Genomic DNA, 21,670 nt, shown 5'->3' with positions numbered 1-21,670 from the left:
CATCATGGGACCCAACCGCACCATAAGAGATTTCGCGGAAGACGAGGAAGGCGCGCTGATCATCATCGTTGCCGCCGCCTTGGTGGTGCTGATCGGCTTGATCGCTCTGTCTTTTGATCTTGGTCGCGTGGGCGTCACCCAAACTGATTTGCAGGGCTATGCCGATTCAATCGCGCTCGCCGCTGCGGGTGAGCTGGATGGCGGATCAGATGCGATCACCCGCGCACAAGCCGCCGCAGCCAACCTGATTGCCGATCAAAAGATCTTGGGCAGCGGTGACAATACACTCTTTGGCGAGTCGGATTACACGCTCGTTTTCCTCACCGATCTGCCTGCTGATGACAACGCCGTGGCAAGCAGCACCACGACCGAATCCGAAGATGCGGCCTATGTGCAGGCCACCACGATGCAATCGACCGTTGGCCTGACCTTCGGCGCGGCCATGAAATCGCTCTTGGGGCAGACGAGCACTGATCCGGTAGTTTCAGCGACCGCAATCGCGGGCTTTGTTTCCTACGCCTGTGATGTCACGCCGCTCATGTTCTGCCTGCCAAGCGGCACCTTCAAAGCTGAGGACAATATCGGAACGCAGCTTCTATTGCGGTCGGGCGGCTCCGGTGCCGCATGGGGGCCGGGTGACTTCGGTTTCGTTGATCCGAGCTCTCTCGCATTTGATCTTGCAGGCCCGTGCGCCGGCCTGTCCGGGGCGAACCTCTATACCTGCCTTCTGGCGGTGCAAAACACGATTACTGAATGTTTCGCCCAGCGCGGCATCGATATGGAACCGGGTCAGAGAGTGGGCCTGGCGGATGCTGCGTTCAACGTGCGTTTCGATATCTTCCGCACGTCGTTGCAATCAAAGGTCAACGATCCGGACTATGCACCCGCCCCTAATGTGATCAAGGGTGTCATCCCAAACGGTGGCGGCTCATGCATCGGCGGTAACGAACAGCCTTCGCCTGATACGATGAGCCTGCCGCGCGATGCGTGTTTCGCGCTTGGCACTTGCGATCATGGCAACCGCATCGGCGATGGCGACTGGGCCACCGATCGCATCACTTATGAGAATGTGAATTATGGCGGCGCGCCGCTTTGGGCACCCGGCGCGAATGCAACGCGCTACCAATACTACCTTGCCGAAATCGCCAATTCCGGCGGGGCAGGCAGCAGCACGGCGATCCTTCCCGCAGGGCTCTCGGAAACCGGCCGCCCTGAATGCTCGAACCAGCAATCTTCTGATGTGCGCCGCCGGAATGTCTTTGCCGCAGGTGTGGATTGCGCCGCCAATCCGATCAACGGCGCGACAAGTAACGTCCCCGTGGAGGAGTTCTTCGAGTTGTTCCTGACGGAGCCTGTCGGTTCGGACGGAAACTCGCCGCCAACGCTCGATCTCTGGGCCGAGGTTGTTGGCTCCGCGAGTGGTGGTTCCAGCGTCGCAGGCGGTGTCTTCCACGATATTGTGCAGCTGTACAGGTGAGCGGGATGGGGGCAATCAAACATATCCTTCATCGCTTAGGCGGCTTCCAGCGCCGCGAAGATGGCGCGGCCTTGGTCGAATTCGGCTTGCTGCTTCCAATGCTGGTGATCCTCTTCGGCGTGACCATCGAAGGCGCGCGGATTTTCTGGGGTTATCAGAACGTCTCCGCTGGGGTGCGCGATGCCGCGCGTTACGTTTCACGGGTCGCACCGCGCAACACCTGTTCGGCGGGAACGTCACTCGCCTCATTCCAGTCCGACGCGGAAAACATCATTAAACTGACGCTGGACGGTGCCTCCCCCTTTATTCCGGGCGTAACCGTGACCAGCGTGAGCGTGACCCATAGCTGCAAGAGCGGGAATTACCGCAACTCTCCGGTCGCCGTTGCCGTGGTCACGGCAGATGTCCGGTTCGAAATCCCCTTCGCGCCACTGATCGCGCTGGGCGGTACCCAGCCAGTGACGTTCACGACCTCCATTTTCGATCAAAGCCGGGTGTTCGGGATATGACGTGGATGAACGGCATACGCACACGCTTCCAGCGGGACGAACAAGGCGCAACCATGGTTGAGCTGGGTCTGGTCCTGCCGGTATTCCTGCTGATTTTCCTCGGCATGATTGATTTTGGTCGGTTGGCGTTTCACATCGCGACCGCTGAAAAGGCGATGTACCTTGCCGCGCGGATCGCCACCGTTCGCGCAGCAGCCTGCCCTGATGTTCCGACGCATAACACGCGCGGCACCATTGACCCGAATGTGACCCCGCCCCGCTTCGGGAAAAAGTGTTCGGGCGGGGCCAATGTCTGTAGCAATCCCGGAGATATCAGCTGCACAGGCGATAGTTCGAATGCGACCGCGCTCGAGATCTGGAACCGCATTCAGCTGACATTGCCGCCGGGGACGACGATTTCGAATTTGAAGTTCACCTATTCACGAGACATCGATCTGGGCTTCCTTGGTGGGCCTTACGTCCCGATCGTGACAGTCGAATTACAAGGAGTCAGTTTCGGTTTCATTTCTCCGCTTGGCGGGCTGATGGCGCTTGCCAGCGGTGACAGCAGCGCCGCCGACGGATGGAGCGCGACGATTCCATTTCCAGCAATGAGTACGTCCATACCCGGCGAAGATTTGGCGCTTGGGACAGATGGTTAATTTTGAGGATATAATTCGATGAAAGAGCAAGCGATTAAAATTGCCCTACTCGCGCCGCAAGACGGCGAGGCAGTCGCTGCTGCCGAGGGTCTGGAGAAGCGCAAAGGCCTGCGTATTACAAAGCGCGCCGAACATCTCGCAAAGGTCAACGGAAATGGCGTCGCCCTTGCAAAGAGTCACGACATTATCGTTTTCCACGCTGGCAGCGTGGACGATGCCGATCTGAAAGCCATCAGCGGCATGAAGGCGGAAGGCAAAAGCGCGAAACTCGTGGCCATCGCCAGCGAAACGATGAAAGTTTCAGACCTTTTCCGCCTGCGAAATGCGGGCGTCACGGAGGTGATCCCCGATAGCATCACGCCTGATGATCTCTACGAGCAGCTTCTTTCCTATGCCAAATCCCTGTCGGCCGAAGCCCGTTCCGGCGAAGCGGCGCAGACGCATCCGCATCTGCGGCGTGGGCGGATCATCGCGGTGACGCAATCGCTGGGCGGCATCGGCTCAACCACGGTCGCGGCCAACCTTGCCGACCAATTGCAGGAACGGTCGAGCCGTTTTTCCCGCACGGAGGCAAATAAGGTCGTTTTGGTTGATCTCGATATCCAGTTCGGCACCATCGCCGCCGCTTTGGATCTGGAAGCCAACGAGCTGCTCTTCGATCTGGCCATGAACGGGGATGTTCCCGATGCTTTCGTCATTGAAGAGGCCGTCCACCGGATGGACTCCGGTCTGGCCGTGCTGGCCGCCCCCGATCAGTTTGCCCCCTTGGATGCATTGAAGCCCGAACAGCTCAAGGCGCTAATTGCCAATCTGCGACTGCGTTTCGATTACATCGTCGTGGACCTGCCCCGCGCGTTGGTCGATTGGCTTTCGCCCTTGGTCCAGGAAACGGATCTAATGTTGATGGTGACCGATACCTCGGTTCCCTCCATCCGTCAGGCACACAGGCTCATCAGATTCTACACCGAGGAAAAAAACGACCTCGAGGTGCAGATTGTAGTCAATAGGGAAGCGAAACCACTCTTTAAGCGACGGCATCACAAAGCCGCCGAAAAAGCATTGGAACGCTCGCTTATGCATTGGCTCCCCGAAGATCCGCGCGCAGCGGGTAAGGCCATCGATCATGGTGCGCCGGTGTCGAAGGTCGCGCGCCGTTCGGCACTCAACAAATCCATCTCACGTCTCGGCCGTTCGGCGCGGAAGACGCTGGAAGAGACAAAGAAACAGCCGAAGGTCGTGAAGGAGTAAAAAATGTTCAAGCAATTCAGCAAGCAAGATTCCGGTGATAAGTCCAAGGTTGTCGCTCTAAAAACCGTCGATGCAGCGCCCCCGGCCCCCGCGCCGCAAAAATCTGATCGTGAAGATAAGGAGCTCCTCAAGTTCCTTGAGTTGAAGAGCAAACTTCACGACGAACTTCTGGAGCGGTTAAACTACTCGGTGATCGATAAGATCGAACCTGAAAACCTCCGCCGCGAGGTGACTGCGCTGGCGCGCGAGGTTCTGGCCGAGATCAAGACACCCCTGAGGAGTGACGACTTTCAGCGGCTGGTCGACGAACTGCTCCATGAGGTGCTGGGTCTTGGCCCCTTGGAGCCGCTTCTGGCAGACCCGACGATCAATGATATTCTGGTTAACGGCCATAAGCAGGTCTTTGTCGAACGGGCAGGGCGGCTCGAATTGACCAAGACCCGCTTCCGCGACGAAAAGCATCTCCTCCGTATCATCGACAAGATCGTGACCCGCATCGGCCGCCGCGTCGATGAATCCGTGCCTTGGGTCGATGCCCGCCTTGAGGATGGCAGCCGCGTGAACGCGATCATTCGTCCCTGCGCGATCGACGGGCCGTCCATGTCGATCCGGAAATTCTCCAAGATGCCCTACACGATGGACCGCCTGATTCAGGCGGGCGCATTGTCCGAGCAGGCCGCCGGTCTGTTGCGCGGCTTGGTGCGGGCGCGGATGAATATCCTGATCTCCGGCGGCACCGGCTCCGGTAAAACCACGATGCTCAACGCGATGTCGGCCAGCATCGGCGATCACGAGCGTATCGTGACCATCGAAGACGCCGCCGAATTGCAGCTCCAGCAGATTCATGTTGTCCGGCTTGAAACCCGCCCGCCCAATCCATCCGGTAATGGTGCGGTCAACCAGCGCGATCTGGTGCGTAACGCTCTGCGGATGCGCCCCGACCGCATCATCGTGGGCGAGGTCCGCGGCGCGGAAACCTTTGACATGCTGCAAGCCATGAACACCGGCCACGACGGTTCGATGACCACCGTGCACGCCAACTCCGCCCGCGATGCGCTGGGCCGCGTCGAGCAGATGGTCACCACGATGGGGGTTGATATGCCCCTCTCCGCGATCCGTTCGCAAATCGCCTCTGGCCTGCATTTCGTCGTGCAACTGTTGCGCCTCGCCGATGGCAAGCGTCGCGTGATGAGCATCTCCGAGATCACCGGCATGGAAGGCGATGTTGTGACCATGCAAGACATCTTCATCTTCCGCAAAATGGGCGTCTCTGATGATGGCGAGGTGCTGGGAGAGTTCATTCCGACGGGCATTCGTCCGCAAGCCTATGATGCCCTCGTCGCAGCGGGGGTCGAGGATCTGCTCGTCGGCTTCAACAACAACAAAGGCGGCAGATAATACATGGAAGCGCTTCTCGAAAGCCAGCAGGTCATCTACCTCGTTTACATCGGTTTGGCCGTGGGTGTGTTCTTCGCTGTGACAGGGGTTGGGCAACTGCTCAGCCGCAACGAGGGGCGCAACGAGGCGCGTAGCCGTCGCCTTAAGTTGCTCGCCAAAGGCGCCACGACCGAGGAGGTGCTGGCCGTACTCACCCCAGTGAACGCGTCCCAAGGCCTCCGGATCCCGATTTTTGGATCGCTCTCGAAGGATCTGCAACAGGCGGGACTCGCCATGCGGCTTGGGCAATTCCTGATGTTATGCACCGGCGGAGCGCTGTTGATTGCCATCGTGCTGTCCGCGATTGTCGATGGGGGGATCGCCGCACTGGCAGGGCTGTTGGTCGCTTTCGGGATTCCGATTTTTCTGGTCAAACAGGCCCGTAACCGGCGGCGCACCAAATTGATCCACCAGCTGCCGGATGCGCTTGACCTTATGGCGCGCGGTTTGCGCGTGGGGCACCCGCTCAACACCTCCATTGGCGCGGTCGCCAATGAAATGCCTGACCCGATCGGCACTGAATTCGGTATCGTGTTCGATCAGGTGAGCTTTGGTGATGATCTGCCCGATGCCTTTGCCGAATTCGCCGAAAGGGTGGATGCGGAAGATGCCCGATATCTCTCCGCCAGCATCGGCATCCAATACGGGACGGGCGGCGATCTTGCGCGCGTGATCTCGGTACTGTCGCGGGTTATCCGCAGCCGCATCTCCATGCGCAACAAGATCCAGGCGATCTCTTCGGAGGGGCGCATTTCGGGCTGGATTCTGTCGCTGCTGCCAATGGGCATCTACGGCGCGGCCTCGGTCATGGCGCCCGGTTTTTACACCAGCGTGAGTGACGATCCGCTCTATCCGCCGCTGATGGGTGCGATCGGGTTCTTGGTCGTGATGAATATTATTGTTTTGCGTCGGTTGGTGAATATCCGCGTTTGAATTTGGAGACAGTGATGCAGGAATGGTTTGAAAGGCTCTCTCTTCAATTCGGTCTGACCATTAATCAGGTCATCATCGCGGGAATTGGCCTTGGCGTCCTGATGGTGTTTTGGAGCCTGATCTCGCTCTATCGGGATCGCAATCCCGCTGCCGACCGGATCGCCCAAGTGGCATCGCACCGTGAACGCCGCGCTGATTTTGGTATTCTGAAGGCCGCTGACGCAGACCCGACAGGTCTGCTCAGGTCCTTCGTGCCGAGTGAGGCCGAGCGGCGCAGCGCGTTGCGCCTGCGGTTGGAGCAAGGCGGCTTCTCCCGCCCGTCGGCGCTGCGCAATTATCTTCTTGTGCGCGTTTTTCTTGGCTTTGGCGGGCCAGCGATCTTTCTGGTGCTGTATCAAATCAGCACCGTGCCCAGTGTTACGCTGCCCGGTCTTGTCGGGCTTTCGCAATTAACGCGGCTCGAAGTCTTTCAAATCCTCGGTTTGTTGGTGGCGGTTGGCTACTATCTCCCCGTTCTGTGGCTCAATTCTCGCGTTACCGAAAGGCAGCAGCGGATCACCGATTCCTTTCCCAACGCGCTTGATCTGATGCAGGTATCACTGGAGGCCGGTCTTGGTTTTGACTCCGCGATGACCCGCGTTGGCAACGAGCTGTCCCTGATTTCGCCGGACATCGCGGCAGAGTTCCTCACTGTACAACGGCAGATTGCCGCAGGCCGCGCGCGTGGCGAGGCGATGCGCGGCATGGCCGAACGCACTGGCGTCGAGATGGTCTTTGCCTTCGCCAATGTGGTGCAGCAATCCATGCAATTCGGTACGTCAATGGCGCAAGCCCTGACGACCTATGCCGACGAAATGCGCGAATATCGCGAGACGAAAGCACAGGAGATGGCGAACAAGCTGCCGGTCAAAATGTCAGCGGTGCTTGCGGCCTTCATCATGCCGGCGCTCTTGCTGATCACGCTCGGGCCGATTGCCATCCGCTTCGTCCGGAGTTTTGCAGCAGTTGGTTGATTCTTAGAATCGACTGTTTTTCCTGCAAAAATGACCACTCAAGGTTGAAACAATCGGTGCCTAGCTCTCTTTTTGACCTTGAGTCGGAAATGAAACCCGCCAAAAACACCACTTTAAGTTGCAATAAGGGGCATTGCCTGCCCAAATTCTGCCTCAGTGTTGACACAATCAGCCCAACCGCAGGTATGATGGGGAAAATACCAGAATATTAAAAAGAATTTTTACATTGGCGTTGGGGCCGGTTTTCTTAGTCGAGCGATGAACGAGTATTTTATTTGTGGGGGCCGCCATGGTTGGGTCGGTGGGCTTGAGAAATTCTAGTTCAGGTTCCGGAATTGAGGGACTGAATATCATAGGTGCAATCGCCGCTTGGTGTGAGTGCCTGCAAGGATCGGCAACATTCGAGTCGGCATTGAGCCAACTTGCTGAGGCGATTGAGTGTGAGGCTATCGCATTGGCCCGCTACACCCGTGGAACAGGGGGTGAGGCGCGGGCGATTGTGTATGATACGCTTCCTGCCCGTTCGCAATTGCCGCGTTTGTCGCGCTCCTTTGCGAAGGATGTTCTTGGTAAATATTTTGAATTCCCGAAGGCGGGCAGCATCTGGATGTCGTCGATGATGGATGACGACACCGATGGAGGCCTGCGCCAGTTTCAAGCGCGTCGCCGCTTCACGGAACTCGCTGTTGTTCCTGTCTCGGTGGGTGAGAAAGCCGTTGAATTCCTTGAATTTCACTTCGTTCACGAGTTGCAGCACGACAGCCACGCCGTGCTTAACCTCACGGTCGATACGCTTGTCCGTACATGGCGCAACCGCAAGCCGGGTTTGCTGACGGAGGCCATTCTGCGCCGTAAGGCGGCCGAGCCGGTGATGGACATCGCGACGCCGATCCTCAGCCATGAAAACCCCGCGCGCCTGAGCCGCGCCGAGTTCCGCCTGTGCCTGATGTTCAGCCGCGGCTATTCAAATGAAGCTGCGCAGGATGAGCTGGGCATTTCGGAGTCCACGTTGCGCACCCATCTACGCCACATCTATCAAAAGACGGGAACCGGCTCACATTCCGAACTTGTCTATCGTTTGCTAGCGGCACCGGCAGCTGCGATCCCGGAAAAACGGATCGCTTGAAGCAGCTTGTGTATCTGTCCCGCGGCGCGCGCCTGAACAGGACCGCGCCGTTTGCGTGCCAGCCTCCTCCGCTATGGCCGCACCGCTTTTTTATAGGCTCAGCGATCTGCGGGAGCGTGATGAAAGCGTATCGATTTGACCTATAATCGCGCCTATCATTACCCGTACCATCAGAAAAAAATATACGGACGCATAAGCGGTAACTCTATAAGGTAAAGGATCGTCTGATCGTTTAGGGCTTTGACGTGCCGCCCTCCATCCGTCATTGGGGCGTCAACCACATCCAATACGCATCGACGGTCATGACACATTTCCAATCCCACCCCGCATCCGGCAACTGGCTTAGCTCCGAAACCCATACCGCATGGCTCCGCGAACAAGCCCGGAAACTTTGGACTTTTCACCGTGCCTCTCTCCTGCCGAGCGGATTGTTCGCCACCTTGGATACCGACGGCACACCGCTTCCCGACCCGGTGCAAGAGCTGCATGCAACCACACGGATGATCCATTCCTTTGCCTTGGGGCAGGCGGGGGGCCTCACCGGCTGCGACGACGTCATAGATGCAGGAATGACCATTCTGTGGAACCACCATCGCGACACGGTGCATGGCGGTTACCTTTGGGCCGTTAATGGCAACGGTGTCGTCGATGATCGCAAGCTCGCCTATGGCCATGTCTTTGTGCTGCTGGCAGGCGCCAGCGCGGCCAGTGTCGGCCATCCGGATGCCGCGCGCCTGATCGCTGATGTGAGCGAGGTGCTCGACGCGCGTTTCTGGGAGCCGCAGAACGGCCGTTTCTGTGATGAGTGGGCGCGGGACTGGACGCCATTCTCGACCTATCGCGGAATGAACGCCAATATGCACGGCACCGAAGCCCTGCTCGCCGCGTTCGAGGCAACCGGAGAACAGATCTATCTGGACCGCGCATCACAGATATTGCAGTTCTTTGTGCATCAAGCCGCGCCGCAAAACGGCTGGCATATCCCCGAACACTACACCGAAACATGGGAGGTCGACCGCGCCTATGCGGGCGACCCGATGTTCCGCCCCGCCGGCACAACCCCGGGCCACTCGTTCGAATGGGCGCGGCTTTTTTTGCAGCACTGGGAGCTTGCGGGCCGCCCCGACGATAACAGCCCGTCAATCGCCCGCTCGCTAATCATGCAGGCGCTGGCGGATGGTTGGAACACCGAGAAAGGCGGCATCGTCTACACGCTCGATTTCGATGCAAGACCGGCCATCGCGGATCGCTACTGGTGGCCCCTGACCGAAGCCATCGGCGCATTGGCCGTTCTGATCAAACTGTCCCCCACCGAGGAGGATGAGGCGTTGTATCGCAAGCTCTGGCAATTTGCCGCTGCGCATTTCATCGACCATACCCACGGCGGGTGGTTCCATGAAATTGATGCCGCTGGCGCGCCAACCGCCACGCAGTTTCATGGCAAACCGGATATCTACCACGCGCTGCAAGCGGCGGTGTATCCGATGCTTCCGGGTCTGTCCCGCCCCTTCGCCGCGCTGAAAACTACGCGCCCCTTTGCGGATTAATCCGCGCGTGCGATGCAGATCTGCCGCTGGGTGCCGAGCCCCTCGATGCCCAGCTCCATCACATCGCCAGCCTGTAGGTAACGCTGCGGTTTCATTCCCATGCCCACACCGGGCGGGGTGCCGGTGGTGATCACGTCACCTGGTTCAAGCGCCATGAACTGCGCGCAATAGGACACCAGCTCATCGACCGGAAAGATCATCGTCGCGGTCGATCCGTTCTGCATCGTCTCGCCGTTCAGCGTGAGCCACATCTTCAGCGCTTGTGGATCTGGTACCTCGTCGGGGGTCACAAGGTATGGGCCAAGCGGCCCAAAGCCCGGCAGCCCCTTGCCCTTTGACCAAGTGCCTAACCGCTCGATCTGAAAGGCCCGCTCCGATATATCGTTGCAGATCGTAAAACCCGCGACATGCGCAAGCGCTTCTTCCCTTGTGATCCGGTAAGCCGGTGCGCCGATCACCACCGCAAGCTCAACCTCCCAATCCGCTTTCTGTGCCTCGGCCGGTAATTCCAGCACATCATTCGGCCCTGCTAGGGATGAAGGCGCCTTGTTGAACAGGATCGGTTCGCTCGGTGCCTCCATGCCGCTCTCGGCAGCATGGTCGGCAAAATTGAGGCCAATACCGATGAAATTCCCCACTCTGGGAACAACCGCGCCGATCCGCGCGTCGTCCGGCACTTCCGGCAGGCGGCTGGCATCAACCTCAGCCAGTTGCCGTAAGCGGTACGGATGCAGGTGCGCACCGCTGAAATCATCGATCAAGGACGACAGATCGCGCCCGATCCCGTTTGCGTCCAGCAGGGCGGGGCGTTCGGCGCCCTTTGGTCCGTAGCGAAAAAACTTCATGGTCGCCCCCTAAACAGCTTCGGCAGTGTATCCGGCATCCTTCAGCGCACCGAGCACCGCATCGGTGTCTAGCGCAATCGCAACGTCAATCTTGCGCGCATCCATCTCGAAGGCAATTCCCGCCATCGGGTCCAGCGCCATCAAGGTTTTCTCGATCGCGGCCTTGCAATGGCCACAGCTCATGTCGGGAACATAAAAATTCATGACAAAACTCCTCTTTGCGCCACTCAGATGCGACCTCCTGCAAAAGGTCAAGAGCCGCGCATGACGCAGATTTCGGATTATCTCGCTGAGAGGTCTTGACCTTCCAGTGACTGGAACCCTTATGTGACAGGCAAGCGAGAAAGGAGTCAGTCATGGCAGCCGCGCAAAACATATCTCTCTCGGTCGAAGGCATGTCCTGCGCCTCTTGCGTCGGGCGGGTGGACAAGGGCTTGCACGAGGTCACGGGCCTTTCCGATATTGCGGTCAATCTGGCCTCCGAGTCCGCTCGGTTTAAGGCCGACAGCCCTGAGACTGTCTCCGCCGCCGTGGCGCGGCTGGCCGCGCTCGGCTACCCTGCGCGGGAGGAGAAGGTCATCCTCAGCATCGAGTCGATGTCCTGCGCTTCCTGTGTGGGGCGCGTCGATAAAGCCATCGCAGCACTTCCCGGTGTGTTCGACGTCTCGGTCAATCTCGCCTCTGAGACGGCAACAATCCGCTATGCCGAAGGCGCGGTCACGGTTGCCGATATGATCGCCGCATCGGCCGCCATTGGCTATCCGGCGAAGGTCATTAGCGGCGGTGGCGTGGCGCAGGATCAAGCCGCGCGCAAAGACGCCGAAGCGCAGGAGATCGCCCGCAAAGCATGGATCGCCGCCGCCTTGGCCCTGCCGGTTTTCGTGCTCGAAATGGGCGCTCACATGATCCCCGGAATGCATATGCTGATCGGAGACACCATCGGCCATCAGGCCAGCTGGCTGATCCAGTTCGCCCTGACAACCGCCGTGCTCCTTGGCCCGGGCAGGATGTTCTATCTCAAAGGCATGCCAGCCCTGCTGCGCGGCGCACCCGATATGAATAGCCTCGTCGCCGTCGGTACGGGCGCTGCCTATCTCTATTCGCTCGTGGCCACTTTCGCGCCCGCGCTGCTGCCTGAAGCGGTACGCGCCGTCTATTTCGAGGCGGCAGCCGTGATCGTGGTGCTGATCCTCGTTGGCCGTTTCCTCGAAGCCCGCGCCAAGGGGCGCACTGGCGCTGCGATCAAGCGGCTGGTTGGGCTTCAGGTCAAAACCGCCCGCGTTCTCGTGGACGGCGAGGCCAAAGATGTCCCTACCGAGGCGCTGCAAGTTGGCGATCTGATCCTCGTGCGCCCCGGCGAACGTATCGCCGCGGATGGTGAGGTGGTCGAGGGCCATGGTCATATCGACGAAAGCATGATCACCGGCGAGCCGGTTCCTGTCGAAAAAGGTGTCGGCGCGCCCGTCACTGGCGGCACCGTCAATGGCCCGAGTGCGTTGACCATTCGCGCCACTGTCGTCGGGCAGGATACCGTCCTCGCCCAGATCATCCGCATGGTCGAAGAGGCGCAAGGCGCCAAGCTCCCCATTCAGGGGCTGGTGGATAAAATCACGCTCTGGTTCGTCCCCGCGGTGATGTCGGTGGCGCTGCTGACCGTGCTGATCTGGCTCCTCGTTGGCCCCGATCCGGCGCTGACGCTTGCGCTTGTGGCGGGCGTATCGGTGCTGATCATCGCCTGCCCCTGTGCGATGGGCCTCGCCACGCCCACGTCGATCATGGTCGGCACCGGCCGCGCCGCCGAAATGGGCGTGCTCTTCCGTAAGGGCGATGCCCTGCAAGCGCTGTCCTCTGTCGGTGTCGTGGCGATGGACAAGACAGGCACCGTCACCGAAGGCCGCCCCGAGCTGACCGATTTGGAAATCGCTGACGGCTTTGACGCGGACGAGGTCTTGCGCCTGACAGCAACCGTCGAATCCCGTTCCGAACACCCCATCGCGCAGGCCATCCTGCGCGCGGCGGAGGCAAAGGCACTGCCGCAGGGCGAAATGGAGGATTTCCGCACGATTACCGGCTATGGTGTGCAGGCCCTCGTTGACGGGCGCACGGTGCTCGTCGGCGCTGATCGTCTGCTGGCCCGTGAAGGGGTTGATTTCACCGCCCTCCGCGCCCGCGAAACCGCACTGGCCGAACAGGGCCGCACCGCGCTCTATGTGGCGGTTGATGGCGTGGCGGCGGCGATCGTTGGCGTGGCAGACCCGATCAAACCCTCCAGCCGCGCCGCCATCGCGGCGCTAAAGGCACGCGGTTTGGAGGTCGCGATGATTACCGGCGACAAACAGGAAACCGCCGATGCCATCGCCCGCGAACTGGGCATAGATCACGTCGTCGCCGGCGTCTTGCCCAGCGGTAAAGTTGAAACGATCGATAGCCTGCGCCAGTCAGGCAAGGCGCTTGCCTTCGTCGGTGACGGGATCAACGATGCCCCCGCGCTCGCGCATGCCGATATCGGTATCGCCATCGGCACCGGCACGGACGTCGCCATCGAGTCTGCCGATGTGGTGCTGATGTCCGGTGATCTTGGTGGCGTGGTGAACGCGATTGATATCTCCGCTCATACCATGCGCAACATTCGGCAGAACCTGTTCTGGGCCTTCGGCTATAACACCGCGCTGATCCCCGTTGCGGCAGGGGTGCTCTATCCCGCGCTCGGTGTTCTCCTGTCACCCGTGCTGGCGGCTGGCGCGATGGCGCTGTCCTCTGTCTTTGTGCTGACCAACGCGCTCCGCCTGCGCCGCGTGCGCCCTGCGATGGAGGCCAGCCAATGACCGCCCCCCATATGACCATTGGCGAGGTCGCGACCCGCTCCGGCCTTCCGGCAAAAACTATCCGTTATTATGAGGATATCGGCCTGATCCGCCCCCAGCGCGGCGAAAACGGCTACCGCAGCTTCCGCGAAAGCGATCTGCACAAGCTCGCCTTCCTTGGCCGCGCCCGAGCGCTGGGCTTTTCCATTGAAGACTGCCGCACGTTGCTGGAACTTTATGAAGACAACGCCCGCGAAAGCGCACAGGTCAAACAGGTAGCACAGCAGCACCTCGGCCAGATCGAGGAGAAGATCGCCCAATTACAGGCGATGCACGAAACGCTTTCGCATCTGGTCAGCGCTTGCGCCGGTGATAACCGCCCTGATTGCCCGATCCTTGCCGATCTCGGCGGTAGGGCGCTGGATGGTCGCACGTCCTAGGCGCTCGGGCCTTCAACCTTGACCCCGCCAAACCGCCGGTCGCGGCTGCGGAAATCATCCAGCGATTTTTCCAGTAATGCGGGTTTGAAATCCGGCCATAGCACGGGCAGGAAGTCGAACTCGCTGTAAGCGGCATGCCAGAGCATGAAGTTCGAAAGCCGCTTGTCCCCGCCGGTGCGGATGATCAGATCGGGCGAGGGGAGATCCGGCAGATCGGTGTGTAGCTGGAACGCCTCTTCAGTGAAATCGTTAAGCCCCAGATCGCCCGCCAGTGCTTTCTCGGCCATGGTCTTGGCCGCGCGGACGATCTCGTCCCGCCCGCCATAATCCACCGCGATATTCAGTTGCAGCCCGTCACATTCCTTCGTGAGGCGCTCCACATGGGCAACCCGCGCCAGCACCTCCGGTGACAGTTTGTCCCGCCGCCCCAAGAACCGCACGCGCACATTCTGTCGGAGCAGTTCCTTGGATTTACGGTTGATATACATGCGCATCAGCTTGAACAGCGCTTCCACTTCGGTGGTGGAGCGCTTCCAGTTCTCGGTGGAGAAGGCATAAAGCGTCAGCGCCTTGACCCCAAGGCCCGGTGACGCGCGCACAATATCCTCGACCCGTTTGACGCCATGCTGATGCCCGATAACCCGCGGCCAGCCCCGCTCGGTTGCCCAGCGGCCGTTTCCGTCCATGATTATCGCAACATGCATCTAACGCGCCTTCGGTAATGTCGACTGAATACAAAGTCTTTTCGGCGTATCAGCCCCGCAGCGTTGGGTCAATCGAAGCGGCCGTCTCTGCGCCTCCCGGTTGCATACTGTCGCCTAAATGAGCCGCCCGCGCGCTTTATGGCTTGAAGAAGGTCTAACATTTCTCGGAAACTGGCGTAGCTATAGACAGCATGCATGCGGTGGGGCCGGATGATCAGACAGCAACATAATGGGCAGAAGGCAGCATGGCTCCTGTTGGGGGTCTGCGGCGTTCTGCTTTCCGCCTGTCAGGACAGCACGACCCCTGATCCCGACCCGCCGGTCGTCCCAGATGACCCGAGCTGGGAGACGTCCTTCTTTTCCGAAGGGTTCGTTACTGCATGGGACGCCTTCGAAACCGCTGCCCGCAATCTGCGCGAACGGGATAGTCAATACACGGTGCAGGACTACAAGCAGGGTGGATATGACGTCTATCCGCTTGCCGCATCGCGCATCGAATATGCCCATGCCGCCGGGCTGGATGGCAGCACGCGTGGTGATGGTGGAAAGGAAATCGTCATTGCCGTTATTGATGACGGTTTCTACATCGATCATCCAGCTTTTGCGGGGAAGGATTTTTATTTTCTAAACGGTGCTGATGGATTGGAAGTTGTCGATGGCGATCGGGTCTACGTGCCGTCGCCAGACGGGAATAATTCTTTCAAATCGCATGGCACCGCTGTGGCTTCAGTTCTTGCCGGTGATGCCGCAGGAGTGATGGTCGGTGTCGCTCCTGGTGCGAAACTAGCATTAGGCGATTACAATAATTATGAAACCCTAACCGAAGCGACACGTGAAGCAATTGCGCTCGGCGCAATTGTGCAAAGTAATAGTTGGGGTTACGTCGGCCTCGACGTGGCAAGCTCAGGGCTAGGCGATGCATTTGTAGCGCGCTACGAGGGCGACGAATATTATCAAGCCCTTATAGACTTCGCTGAAGTCGGCGTGGTCGTTTGGGCGCTCGACAATGAAACGTCCGCAACTTCCGCCGATATTCTCGCCGGCCTTCCGGCTAAGAATCCGGCGTTGGAAAGTAGTTGGATTGCAGTTGCCAACGGTATGCCCACCTTCAACGATGAACGGATCCTGTCGGTAGATCTGATCTCATCCGCATGTCTGGAAGCCGCAAAGTGGTGCATTACCGCAGATGGCACATGGTACAGCGCCAGCTACAACGATCAGCACGAGTACGACTATGTACGGCAAACCGGCACTTCCTTCGCCACGCCCACGGTCAGTGGCGCGCTCGCTCTTCTCGCCCAAGCCTTCCCCGATCACACACCTCAGCAATTGCGCAAGCGGCTCCTCGCTTCTGCCGATAACAGCTATTTCACAGAGGTCGATGGCACGCTCGATTTCGGCAACGGGGTTTCCCACAGCTACAACGAAACCTACGGTCACGGCTTCCTTGATGTCCGCGCAGCTCTCTTGCCCATCGGCGGCAACGTGATCGCGCTCTCCAATGGCGAGGTGATCGAGCAAGACACCCCGATCCTACGCACCGGCAGCGCCTTTGGCGCGGCGGCGACCAAGGCGCTGCATGGCGTCACGGTGTTGGCGTCAGACGCGCTTGATGCGGATTTCGAACTGCAAGCCGATAGCCTCGTTGCCCAAAGCCGCGCGCCTTCCACCGGCGCGTACCGTGTTCAACAGCTGGCGGATTTCTCCGGCCCGTCGGGCGATTTCGGCGCGGCGCTGGGCGGCTATGAAGTGGCGCTTAAGGGGCAGGGCAGCCAGATCACCGCCACCTATCGCCCTGATAGCCCCGATTTTGCGCTGTCCTTTGCGGAACAGGGCAGCGGCGCCCTGTCGCTTGGCGCGACCATCGGTCATGACAGTGGCGGCATTCTTGGCTTCGCCACCACCGCAGGCTCTGGCAGCGCCTTGGCCGCGCTCGATATCGGCTGGGAACAAACCGCGCCCTCCGGCGCGCGGTTCAGCCTCTCGGGGCAGGTGGGCCTCGCCGCGCCCGATGCACGCACCCTCGGCGGTGGTGATCTTGGGCCGGTTCCGGTTTCCGCTTTCGAGCTGGCGGCGGTCGTCCCCACTGGCCGGAACGACCAGCTTTCCTTCGCTATCGGAATGCCCTTCGGCGCGGCAGGCGGAACCGCCCGCCTCCCTGTGCCGGTCGCGCGTCAGGCCAGCGGTTCCGGTTACAGCTATGACACGATCGAAATCGACCTCGCCCCTGAAGCCCGCCAGATCGACCTCACTCTGGCCTACGAGCTTGCACTGGATGATGACGCTTCCATGCTGATCGGCGGCTACCACTCGCTGAACTTCGGACATGAAAAGGACCAGACCGATACCGGACTGGTCCTTTCATGGCAAAAGCGCTTTTAACGTGGCTTATTCGGCGGCAATCACTCCCTCGGCCTTGCGCACCCGCACGGCAGAGAACTTGAATTCGGGGATCTTCCCGAACGGGTCCAGCGCAGGGTTGGTCAGGATATTCGCCGCCGCTTCCACATAGGCAAAGGGCAGGAACACCATGTCCGGCGCCACAGCGCGATCCGCGCGCGCCAGCAGCGTCACCGATCCGCGCCGCGTTTCCAACGTCACCCAGCCACCCGGCTCTACACCCAGCTTGCGCAGGGTCGATGGGTTCAGCGAACAGTTGGCCTCCGGCTCCAACGCATCCAGCACCTTCGAGCGCCGCGTCATCGAGCCCGTGTGCCAATGCTCCAACTGGCGGCCCGTGGTCAGCACCATCGGGTAATCGGCATCCGGTGTTTCGTCCGGCGCGATCACGCTGGCAGGGGTGAACCGCGCGCGGCCTTCCGCGCGGGGGAACCCATCCCCAAAGACAATTGGCTGGCCCGGATCTTCCGGCGAAAGCGACGGATAGGTCACAGCGCCTTGCGCCTCCAAACGGTCCCAAGTGATGTTGTTGAGCGACTTCATGCCCTTTTTCATCTCGGCAAACACCTCGGACGGGTGCTTGTAGTCCCACCCAAGCCCCAACTTGTTGGCCAGTGCCACGGTGATCGCCCAATCCTCCCGCGCCTCTCCCGGAGGCGTCACCGCAGGCCGCGCGATCTGCACCTGCCGGTTGGTGTTGGTGACGGTGCCGGCCTTCTCATAAAACGCCGCCGCAGGCAGGATCACATCGGCATAGTTCGCCGTTTCCGTCACGAAGATATCCTGCACCACCAGATGCTCCAGCGCCGCCAATGCCTCGCGCGCGTGGGTCACATCAGGGTCAGACATCGCAGGGTTTTCGCCGAGGATATACATCCCCTTCACCATCCCCGCATGCACCGCATCAAGGATTTCGGTGACGGTAAGGCCCTTCTCGTTGGAGAAATCGCCACTCTGCCAAATATCGGTAAAGGCCGAGCGCACGCCATCATCGGTCACGCTTTGGTAATCAGGCAGGAACATCGGGATCAGACCGGCATCCGAGGCACCCTGAACGTTGTTCTGGCCGCGCAGCGGGTGCAGGCCCGCGCCCGGCTTGCCGACATTGCCCGTCATCAGCGCAAGGCTGATCAGGCAGCGCGAATTGTCCGTGCCGTGGATGTGCTGGCTCACGCCCATGCCCCAAAAGATCATCCCCGCCTTGGCGGTGGCAAAATCACGCGCAACCTGCCGCAATGTCTCGGCGGGAATGCCGCAGATGCCTTCCATCTTCTCGGGCGAGAAGTCCTTCAGGTGCGCTTTCTCTGCTTCCCAGTTCTCGGTGAACTTCTCGATGTAGCTTTGGTCGTAAAGCTCCTCCTCGACGATCACATGCATGATCGCATTGAGCATCGACACATCCGCACCGGGGCGGAATTGCAGCATATGCGTCGCGAAGCGGCGCAGGCCGACGCCGCGCGGATCCATCACGATCAGCTTGCCGCCGCGCTTGGTGAACTGCTTGAAATAGGTCGCTGCAACGGGGTGGTTCTCGATCGGGTTCGCCCCGATCACGATCGCCACATCGGCGTTTTCGATCTGGTTGAAGGTCGCCGTCACCGCGCCCGAGCCTACGTTTTCCATCAATGCCGCCACCGATGAGGCGTGGCACAAACGGGTGCAGTGATCGACGTTGTTATGGCCAAAGCCCTGCCGGATCAGCTTCTGGAACAGATAGGCTTCCTCGTTGGTGCATTTGGCCGAGCCAAAGCCCGCCACCGCTTGCCCACCATGCGCCGCTTTGAGGTCGCGCATGCCACCTGCCGCACGATCCAGCGCCTCTTCCCAGCTTGCTTCGCGGAAATGGGTCAGCGGGTTCGCAGGGTCCACATTCAGCCCCTTCGGCGCGCCTTCCTTGCGGATCAGCGGCTTGGTCAGGCGATGCGGGTGGTGGATGTAGTCAAAGCCGAAACGCCCCTTAACACAGAGCCGCCCCTCGTTGGCAGGGCCATTGATCCCTTCCACATATTTGACCTTGTTGTCTTTGATTTTCAGCGAAACTTGGCATCCCACACCACAGAACGGGCAGACCGATTTCACTTCTTCATCATAGTCGGCACTATCGCCCTGCTGCGCATCGTCCAGCACCGTGGCGGGCATCAGCGCCCCTGTCGGGCAGGCCTGCACACATTCGCCACAAGCCACGCAGGTTGATGCGCCCATCGGATCGGCAAGGTCAAAGGTCGGGTAGGCGTCATGCCCACGCCCCGCCATGCCGATCACGTCGTTCACCTGAACCTCGCGGCAGGCGCGCACGCACAGCCCGCACTGGATACAGGCATCGAGGTTGACGCGCATCGCCACATGGCTGTCGTCCAGCAGTGGAATGCGCTCCGCTTCCAGCGTCGGGAAACGGCTCTCGCTCACGCCATTGGCCTCGGCCATATCCCACAGGTGGGAGGAGGCATCATGCGCCGCCTCGCGCTCAGGTTGGTCTGCCAGCAGCAGCTCCATCACCATCTGGCGGGATTTCACGGCCCGCTCGCTCTCGGTCTTGACGACCATGCCGTTTGAGGGTGCGCGGCAGCAGGAGGGCGCCAGCGTCCGCTCGCCGTCGATCTCCACCACGCAGGCGCGGCAGTTACCGTCAGGGCGGTAGCCGTTCTGGTCCTTGTGGCACAGATGTGGGATCGTCTTGCCTTCGCGCTTGGCCACATCCCAGATGGTTTCGCCTTCAGCGGCGGTCACGTCACGGTCGTCGAGGGTGAATTTGATCGGCTCGCTCATGGCTCAGACCTCATCCGCAAAATGTTTCATGGTCAGTTTGATCGGGTTCGGCGCGGCTTGCCCCAATCCACAGATCGAGGCATCGGCCATCACCGTGCACAGATCGGCAAGTAGGTCTTGGTCCCAGCGATCCGCCTGCATCAGCTTCACGGCCTTTTCGCAGCCGACGCGGCACGGCGTGCATTGCCCGCAGCTTTCGCTCTCAAAGAACCGCAGCATGTTCAGCGCAGCATCCCGCGCCTTGTCCTTGTCCGAGAGCACAACAACAGCCGCCGACCCGATAAAGGTGCCATGCGGTTGCAACGTGTCGAAATCGAGCGGAATGTCGTTCATCGACGCAGGCAGCAGCCCCGAGGATGGCCCTCCCGGTTGATAGGCTTTGAAGCTGTGACCTTCGGCCATTCTGCCCGCCGCGTCGATCACATCGCTGATGGTCGAGCCTGCGGGCAACAGGTAAACCCCCGGCTTCGCCACGCGGCCCGAAACCGAATAGGAGCGCAGCCCCTTGCGGCCGTTCCTTTCGACCGAAGACAGGATTTCCGCCCCCTCGCGGCACACCCGCGCGACCCAGTGCAGGGTTTCCACGTTATGCACCAATGTGGGGCGGTCAAAGATACCCACCTGCGCCACGAATGGCGGGCGCATACGCGGGATGCCGCGTTTGCCTTCGATGGATTCGATCATCGCGCTCTCTTCGCCGCAGATATAGGCGCCCGCGCCACGGCGCAGGTCGATATAGCCCACCTCCACGATGCCTGCTGCCTCCAGCGCGGCGATCTCGGTGGCGAGGATGTGCAGCACCGCCGGATATTCGTCGCGCATGTAGATAAAGCACTTCTCCGCTTCCACGGCCCAAGCCGCGATCAGCATGCCTTCCAGCATCAGGTGCGGCGTGCGCTCCAGATAGTAGCGGTCTTTGAACGTCCCCGGTTCGCCCTCATCACCGTTCACGGCCAGATAGCGCGGCCCTTCATTGGCGCGGACAAATCCCCATTTTTTGCCGGAGGGGAAGCCCGCACCACCCAAGCCACGCAGGCCGGAGGACAGCACCTTCTCTTGCACCGCTTCCCAGTCGCCATTGGCGCGCAGCTCCGCCAGCACCGCATAGCCGCCTGCTTCCTTATAGGCGTCGAGCGTTTGGTAGGCGGGGATCTCCGCATGGAAATCGCCAGCGGCGATGGCAGCATCAACCTTCTCGGGCGTGGCGTTGTCGATATGCTTGTGGCCGATCTCCAGCACCGGCGCGGTGTCACAGCGGCCCATGCAGGGTGCGCGCAAAACGCGGACCTTGGCAGGGTCCATGCCGCTTTCCAACGCGGCGATCAATTGCTCGCTTCCCGCCAGCTCACACGAAAGCGACTCGCAGACGCGGATCGTCAGGTCCGGCGGCGGGGTTTCCCCTTCGCGCACGGGGTCGAAATGGGCGTAAAAAGTCGCCACTTCCCAGATCTCGGCCATCGACATGCGCATTTCTTCCGCCAGTGCCCGCAAGTGCGGGGCGGAAAGGTGGCCGTATGCGTCCTGAATAAGATGCAGGAACTCGATCAGCAGGTCACGGTTGCGCGGGCGGTCGCCTAGTAGCGCGCGCACCTCGTCCCAAGCGCCATCTTCCAATTGCCGGCCTTTGGGCGTCCTGCGCCCCTTGCCTTTGCCGGATTTCCAGATTCCGGTTTTGTCATCGAGCGCCATGATCACTCTCCATCCGCTGTGCCTGCGCGGGTCATCGCAGGTCGCCTTTGTCCATTCAATTCGGCTATTCCGTCGCTTGATAGAGAATCTC

Annotated in this window: 17 protein-coding genes; 12 read left to right on the top strand and 5 right to left on the bottom strand. The window is 60.3% G+C overall.

Features of this window, described 5'->3' with window-relative positions; genetic code table 11:
- Nucleotides 1-4 precede the first annotated feature (4 nt).
- From AB1E42_RS12920 to AB1E42_RS12880, 9 genes are all read left to right on the top strand, one after another.
- Nucleotides 5-1,477 (top strand): pilus assembly protein TadG-related protein, encoded by a 1,473-nt coding sequence (locus AB1E42_RS12920; protein WP_368344643.1) that lies wholly within the window; start codon nucleotides 5-7, stop codon nucleotides 1,475-1,477.
- 5 nt (nucleotides 1,478-1,482) lie between these two features.
- Entirely contained in the window at nucleotides 1,483-1,986 is a 504-nt protein-coding gene (locus AB1E42_RS12915) for a TadE/TadG family type IV pilus assembly protein (protein WP_368344642.1), read from the top strand.
- Between the two features lie 5 nt (nucleotides 1,987-1,991).
- A complete protein-coding gene (locus AB1E42_RS12910; RefSeq protein ID WP_368344641.1) occupies nucleotides 1,992-2,627 on the top strand; it encodes a TadE/TadG family type IV pilus assembly protein in 636 nt (211 codons plus the stop codon).
- An 18-nt stretch (nucleotides 2,628-2,645) separates the two neighbouring features.
- The gene (locus AB1E42_RS12905) at nucleotides 2,646-3,875 is read left to right on the top strand and encodes a CpaE family protein (protein ID WP_368344640.1); all 1,230 of its coding nucleotides are present in this window, start codon (nucleotides 2,646-2,648) and stop codon (nucleotides 3,873-3,875) included.
- A 3-nt stretch (nucleotides 3,876-3,878) separates the two neighbouring features.
- A complete protein-coding gene (locus AB1E42_RS12900; protein ID WP_368344639.1) occupies nucleotides 3,879-5,273 on the top strand; it encodes a CpaF family protein in 1,395 nt (464 codons plus the stop codon).
- A gap of 3 nt (nucleotides 5,274-5,276) precedes the next feature.
- The gene (locus AB1E42_RS12895; protein ID WP_368344638.1) at nucleotides 5,277-6,245 is read left to right on the top strand and encodes a type II secretion system F family protein; all 969 of its coding nucleotides are present in this window, start codon (nucleotides 5,277-5,279) and stop codon (nucleotides 6,243-6,245) included.
- A gap of 14 nt (nucleotides 6,246-6,259) precedes the next feature.
- On the top strand, nucleotides 6,260-7,258 hold the full coding sequence (locus AB1E42_RS12890; RefSeq protein ID WP_368344637.1) for a type II secretion system F family protein: 999 nt from the start codon (nucleotides 6,260-6,262) through the stop codon (nucleotides 7,256-7,258).
- 412 nt (nucleotides 7,259-7,670) lie between these two features.
- Nucleotides 7,671-8,384 (top strand): response regulator transcription factor, encoded by a 714-nt coding sequence (locus tag AB1E42_RS12885; protein ID WP_368344636.1) that lies wholly within the window; start codon nucleotides 7,671-7,673, stop codon nucleotides 8,382-8,384.
- Nucleotides 8,385-8,629: 245 nt separating this feature from the next.
- Nucleotides 8,630-9,931 (top strand): AGE family epimerase/isomerase, encoded by a 1,302-nt coding sequence (locus AB1E42_RS12880; RefSeq protein WP_368344635.1) that lies wholly within the window; start codon nucleotides 8,630-8,632, stop codon nucleotides 9,929-9,931.
- Here AB1E42_RS12880 and AB1E42_RS12875 read toward each other — a convergent pair.
- Nucleotides 9,928-10,776: a fumarylacetoacetate hydrolase family protein gene (locus tag AB1E42_RS12875; RefSeq protein WP_368344634.1), complete on the bottom strand. Its 849-nt coding sequence runs from the start codon at nucleotides 10,774-10,776 to the stop codon at nucleotides 9,928-9,930. The two genes, AB1E42_RS12880 and AB1E42_RS12875, sit on opposite strands and share 4 nt — an antisense overlap.
- A 9-nt stretch (nucleotides 10,777-10,785) precedes the next feature.
- Nucleotides 10,786-10,980, bottom strand: coding sequence for a heavy-metal-associated domain-containing protein (locus AB1E42_RS12870; protein WP_368344633.1), 195 nt, complete (start codon nucleotides 10,978-10,980; stop codon nucleotides 10,786-10,788).
- A 152-nt stretch (nucleotides 10,981-11,132) separates the two neighbouring features.
- On the opposite strand from AB1E42_RS12870, the gene AB1E42_RS12865 reads away from it, so the two are divergent.
- On the top strand, nucleotides 11,133-13,601 hold the full coding sequence (locus AB1E42_RS12865) for a copper-translocating P-type ATPase (RefSeq protein ID WP_368344632.1): 2,469 nt from the start codon (nucleotides 11,133-11,135) through the stop codon (nucleotides 13,599-13,601).
- Nucleotides 13,602-13,612: 11 nt separating this feature from the next.
- The gene (cueR, locus tag AB1E42_RS12860) at nucleotides 13,613-14,020 is read left to right on the top strand and encodes a Cu(I)-responsive transcriptional regulator (protein ID WP_368346435.1); all 408 of its coding nucleotides are present in this window, start codon (nucleotides 13,613-13,615) and stop codon (nucleotides 14,018-14,020) included.
- Here cueR and uppS read toward each other — a convergent pair.
- The gene (gene uppS, locus AB1E42_RS12855) at nucleotides 14,017-14,724 is read right to left on the bottom strand and encodes a polyprenyl diphosphate synthase (RefSeq protein WP_368344631.1); all 708 of its coding nucleotides are present in this window, start codon (nucleotides 14,722-14,724) and stop codon (nucleotides 14,017-14,019) included. The genes cueR and uppS overlap by 4 nt on opposite strands.
- 210 nt (nucleotides 14,725-14,934) lie before the next feature.
- Between uppS and AB1E42_RS12850 the strand changes: the two genes are divergently transcribed.
- Complete coding sequence (locus tag AB1E42_RS12850) at nucleotides 14,935-17,106, top strand: S8 family peptidase (protein WP_368344630.1); 2,172 nt, start codon at nucleotides 14,935-14,937, stop codon at nucleotides 17,104-17,106.
- Between the two features lie 6 nt (nucleotides 17,107-17,112).
- Here the strand turns inward: AB1E42_RS12850 and fdhF are convergent, their stop codons facing one another.
- The gene (gene fdhF, locus AB1E42_RS12845; protein WP_368344629.1) at nucleotides 17,113-19,890 is read right to left on the bottom strand and encodes a formate dehydrogenase subunit alpha; all 2,778 of its coding nucleotides are present in this window, start codon (nucleotides 19,888-19,890) and stop codon (nucleotides 17,113-17,115) included.
- Nucleotides 19,891-19,893: 3 nt separating this feature from the next.
- Entirely contained in the window at nucleotides 19,894-21,579 is a 1,686-nt protein-coding gene (locus tag AB1E42_RS12840; protein ID WP_368344628.1) for an NAD(P)H-dependent oxidoreductase subunit E, read from the bottom strand.
- Nucleotides 21,580-21,670 lie beyond the last annotated feature (91 nt).

It is taken from the genome of Pelagovum sp. HNIBRBA483 (assembly GCF_040931995.1).
Taxonomy (GTDB): Bacteria; Pseudomonadota; Alphaproteobacteria; order Rhodobacterales; family Rhodobacteraceae; genus JAEPMR01.
This window is presented reverse-complemented; position numbering and strand designations above follow the sequence as displayed.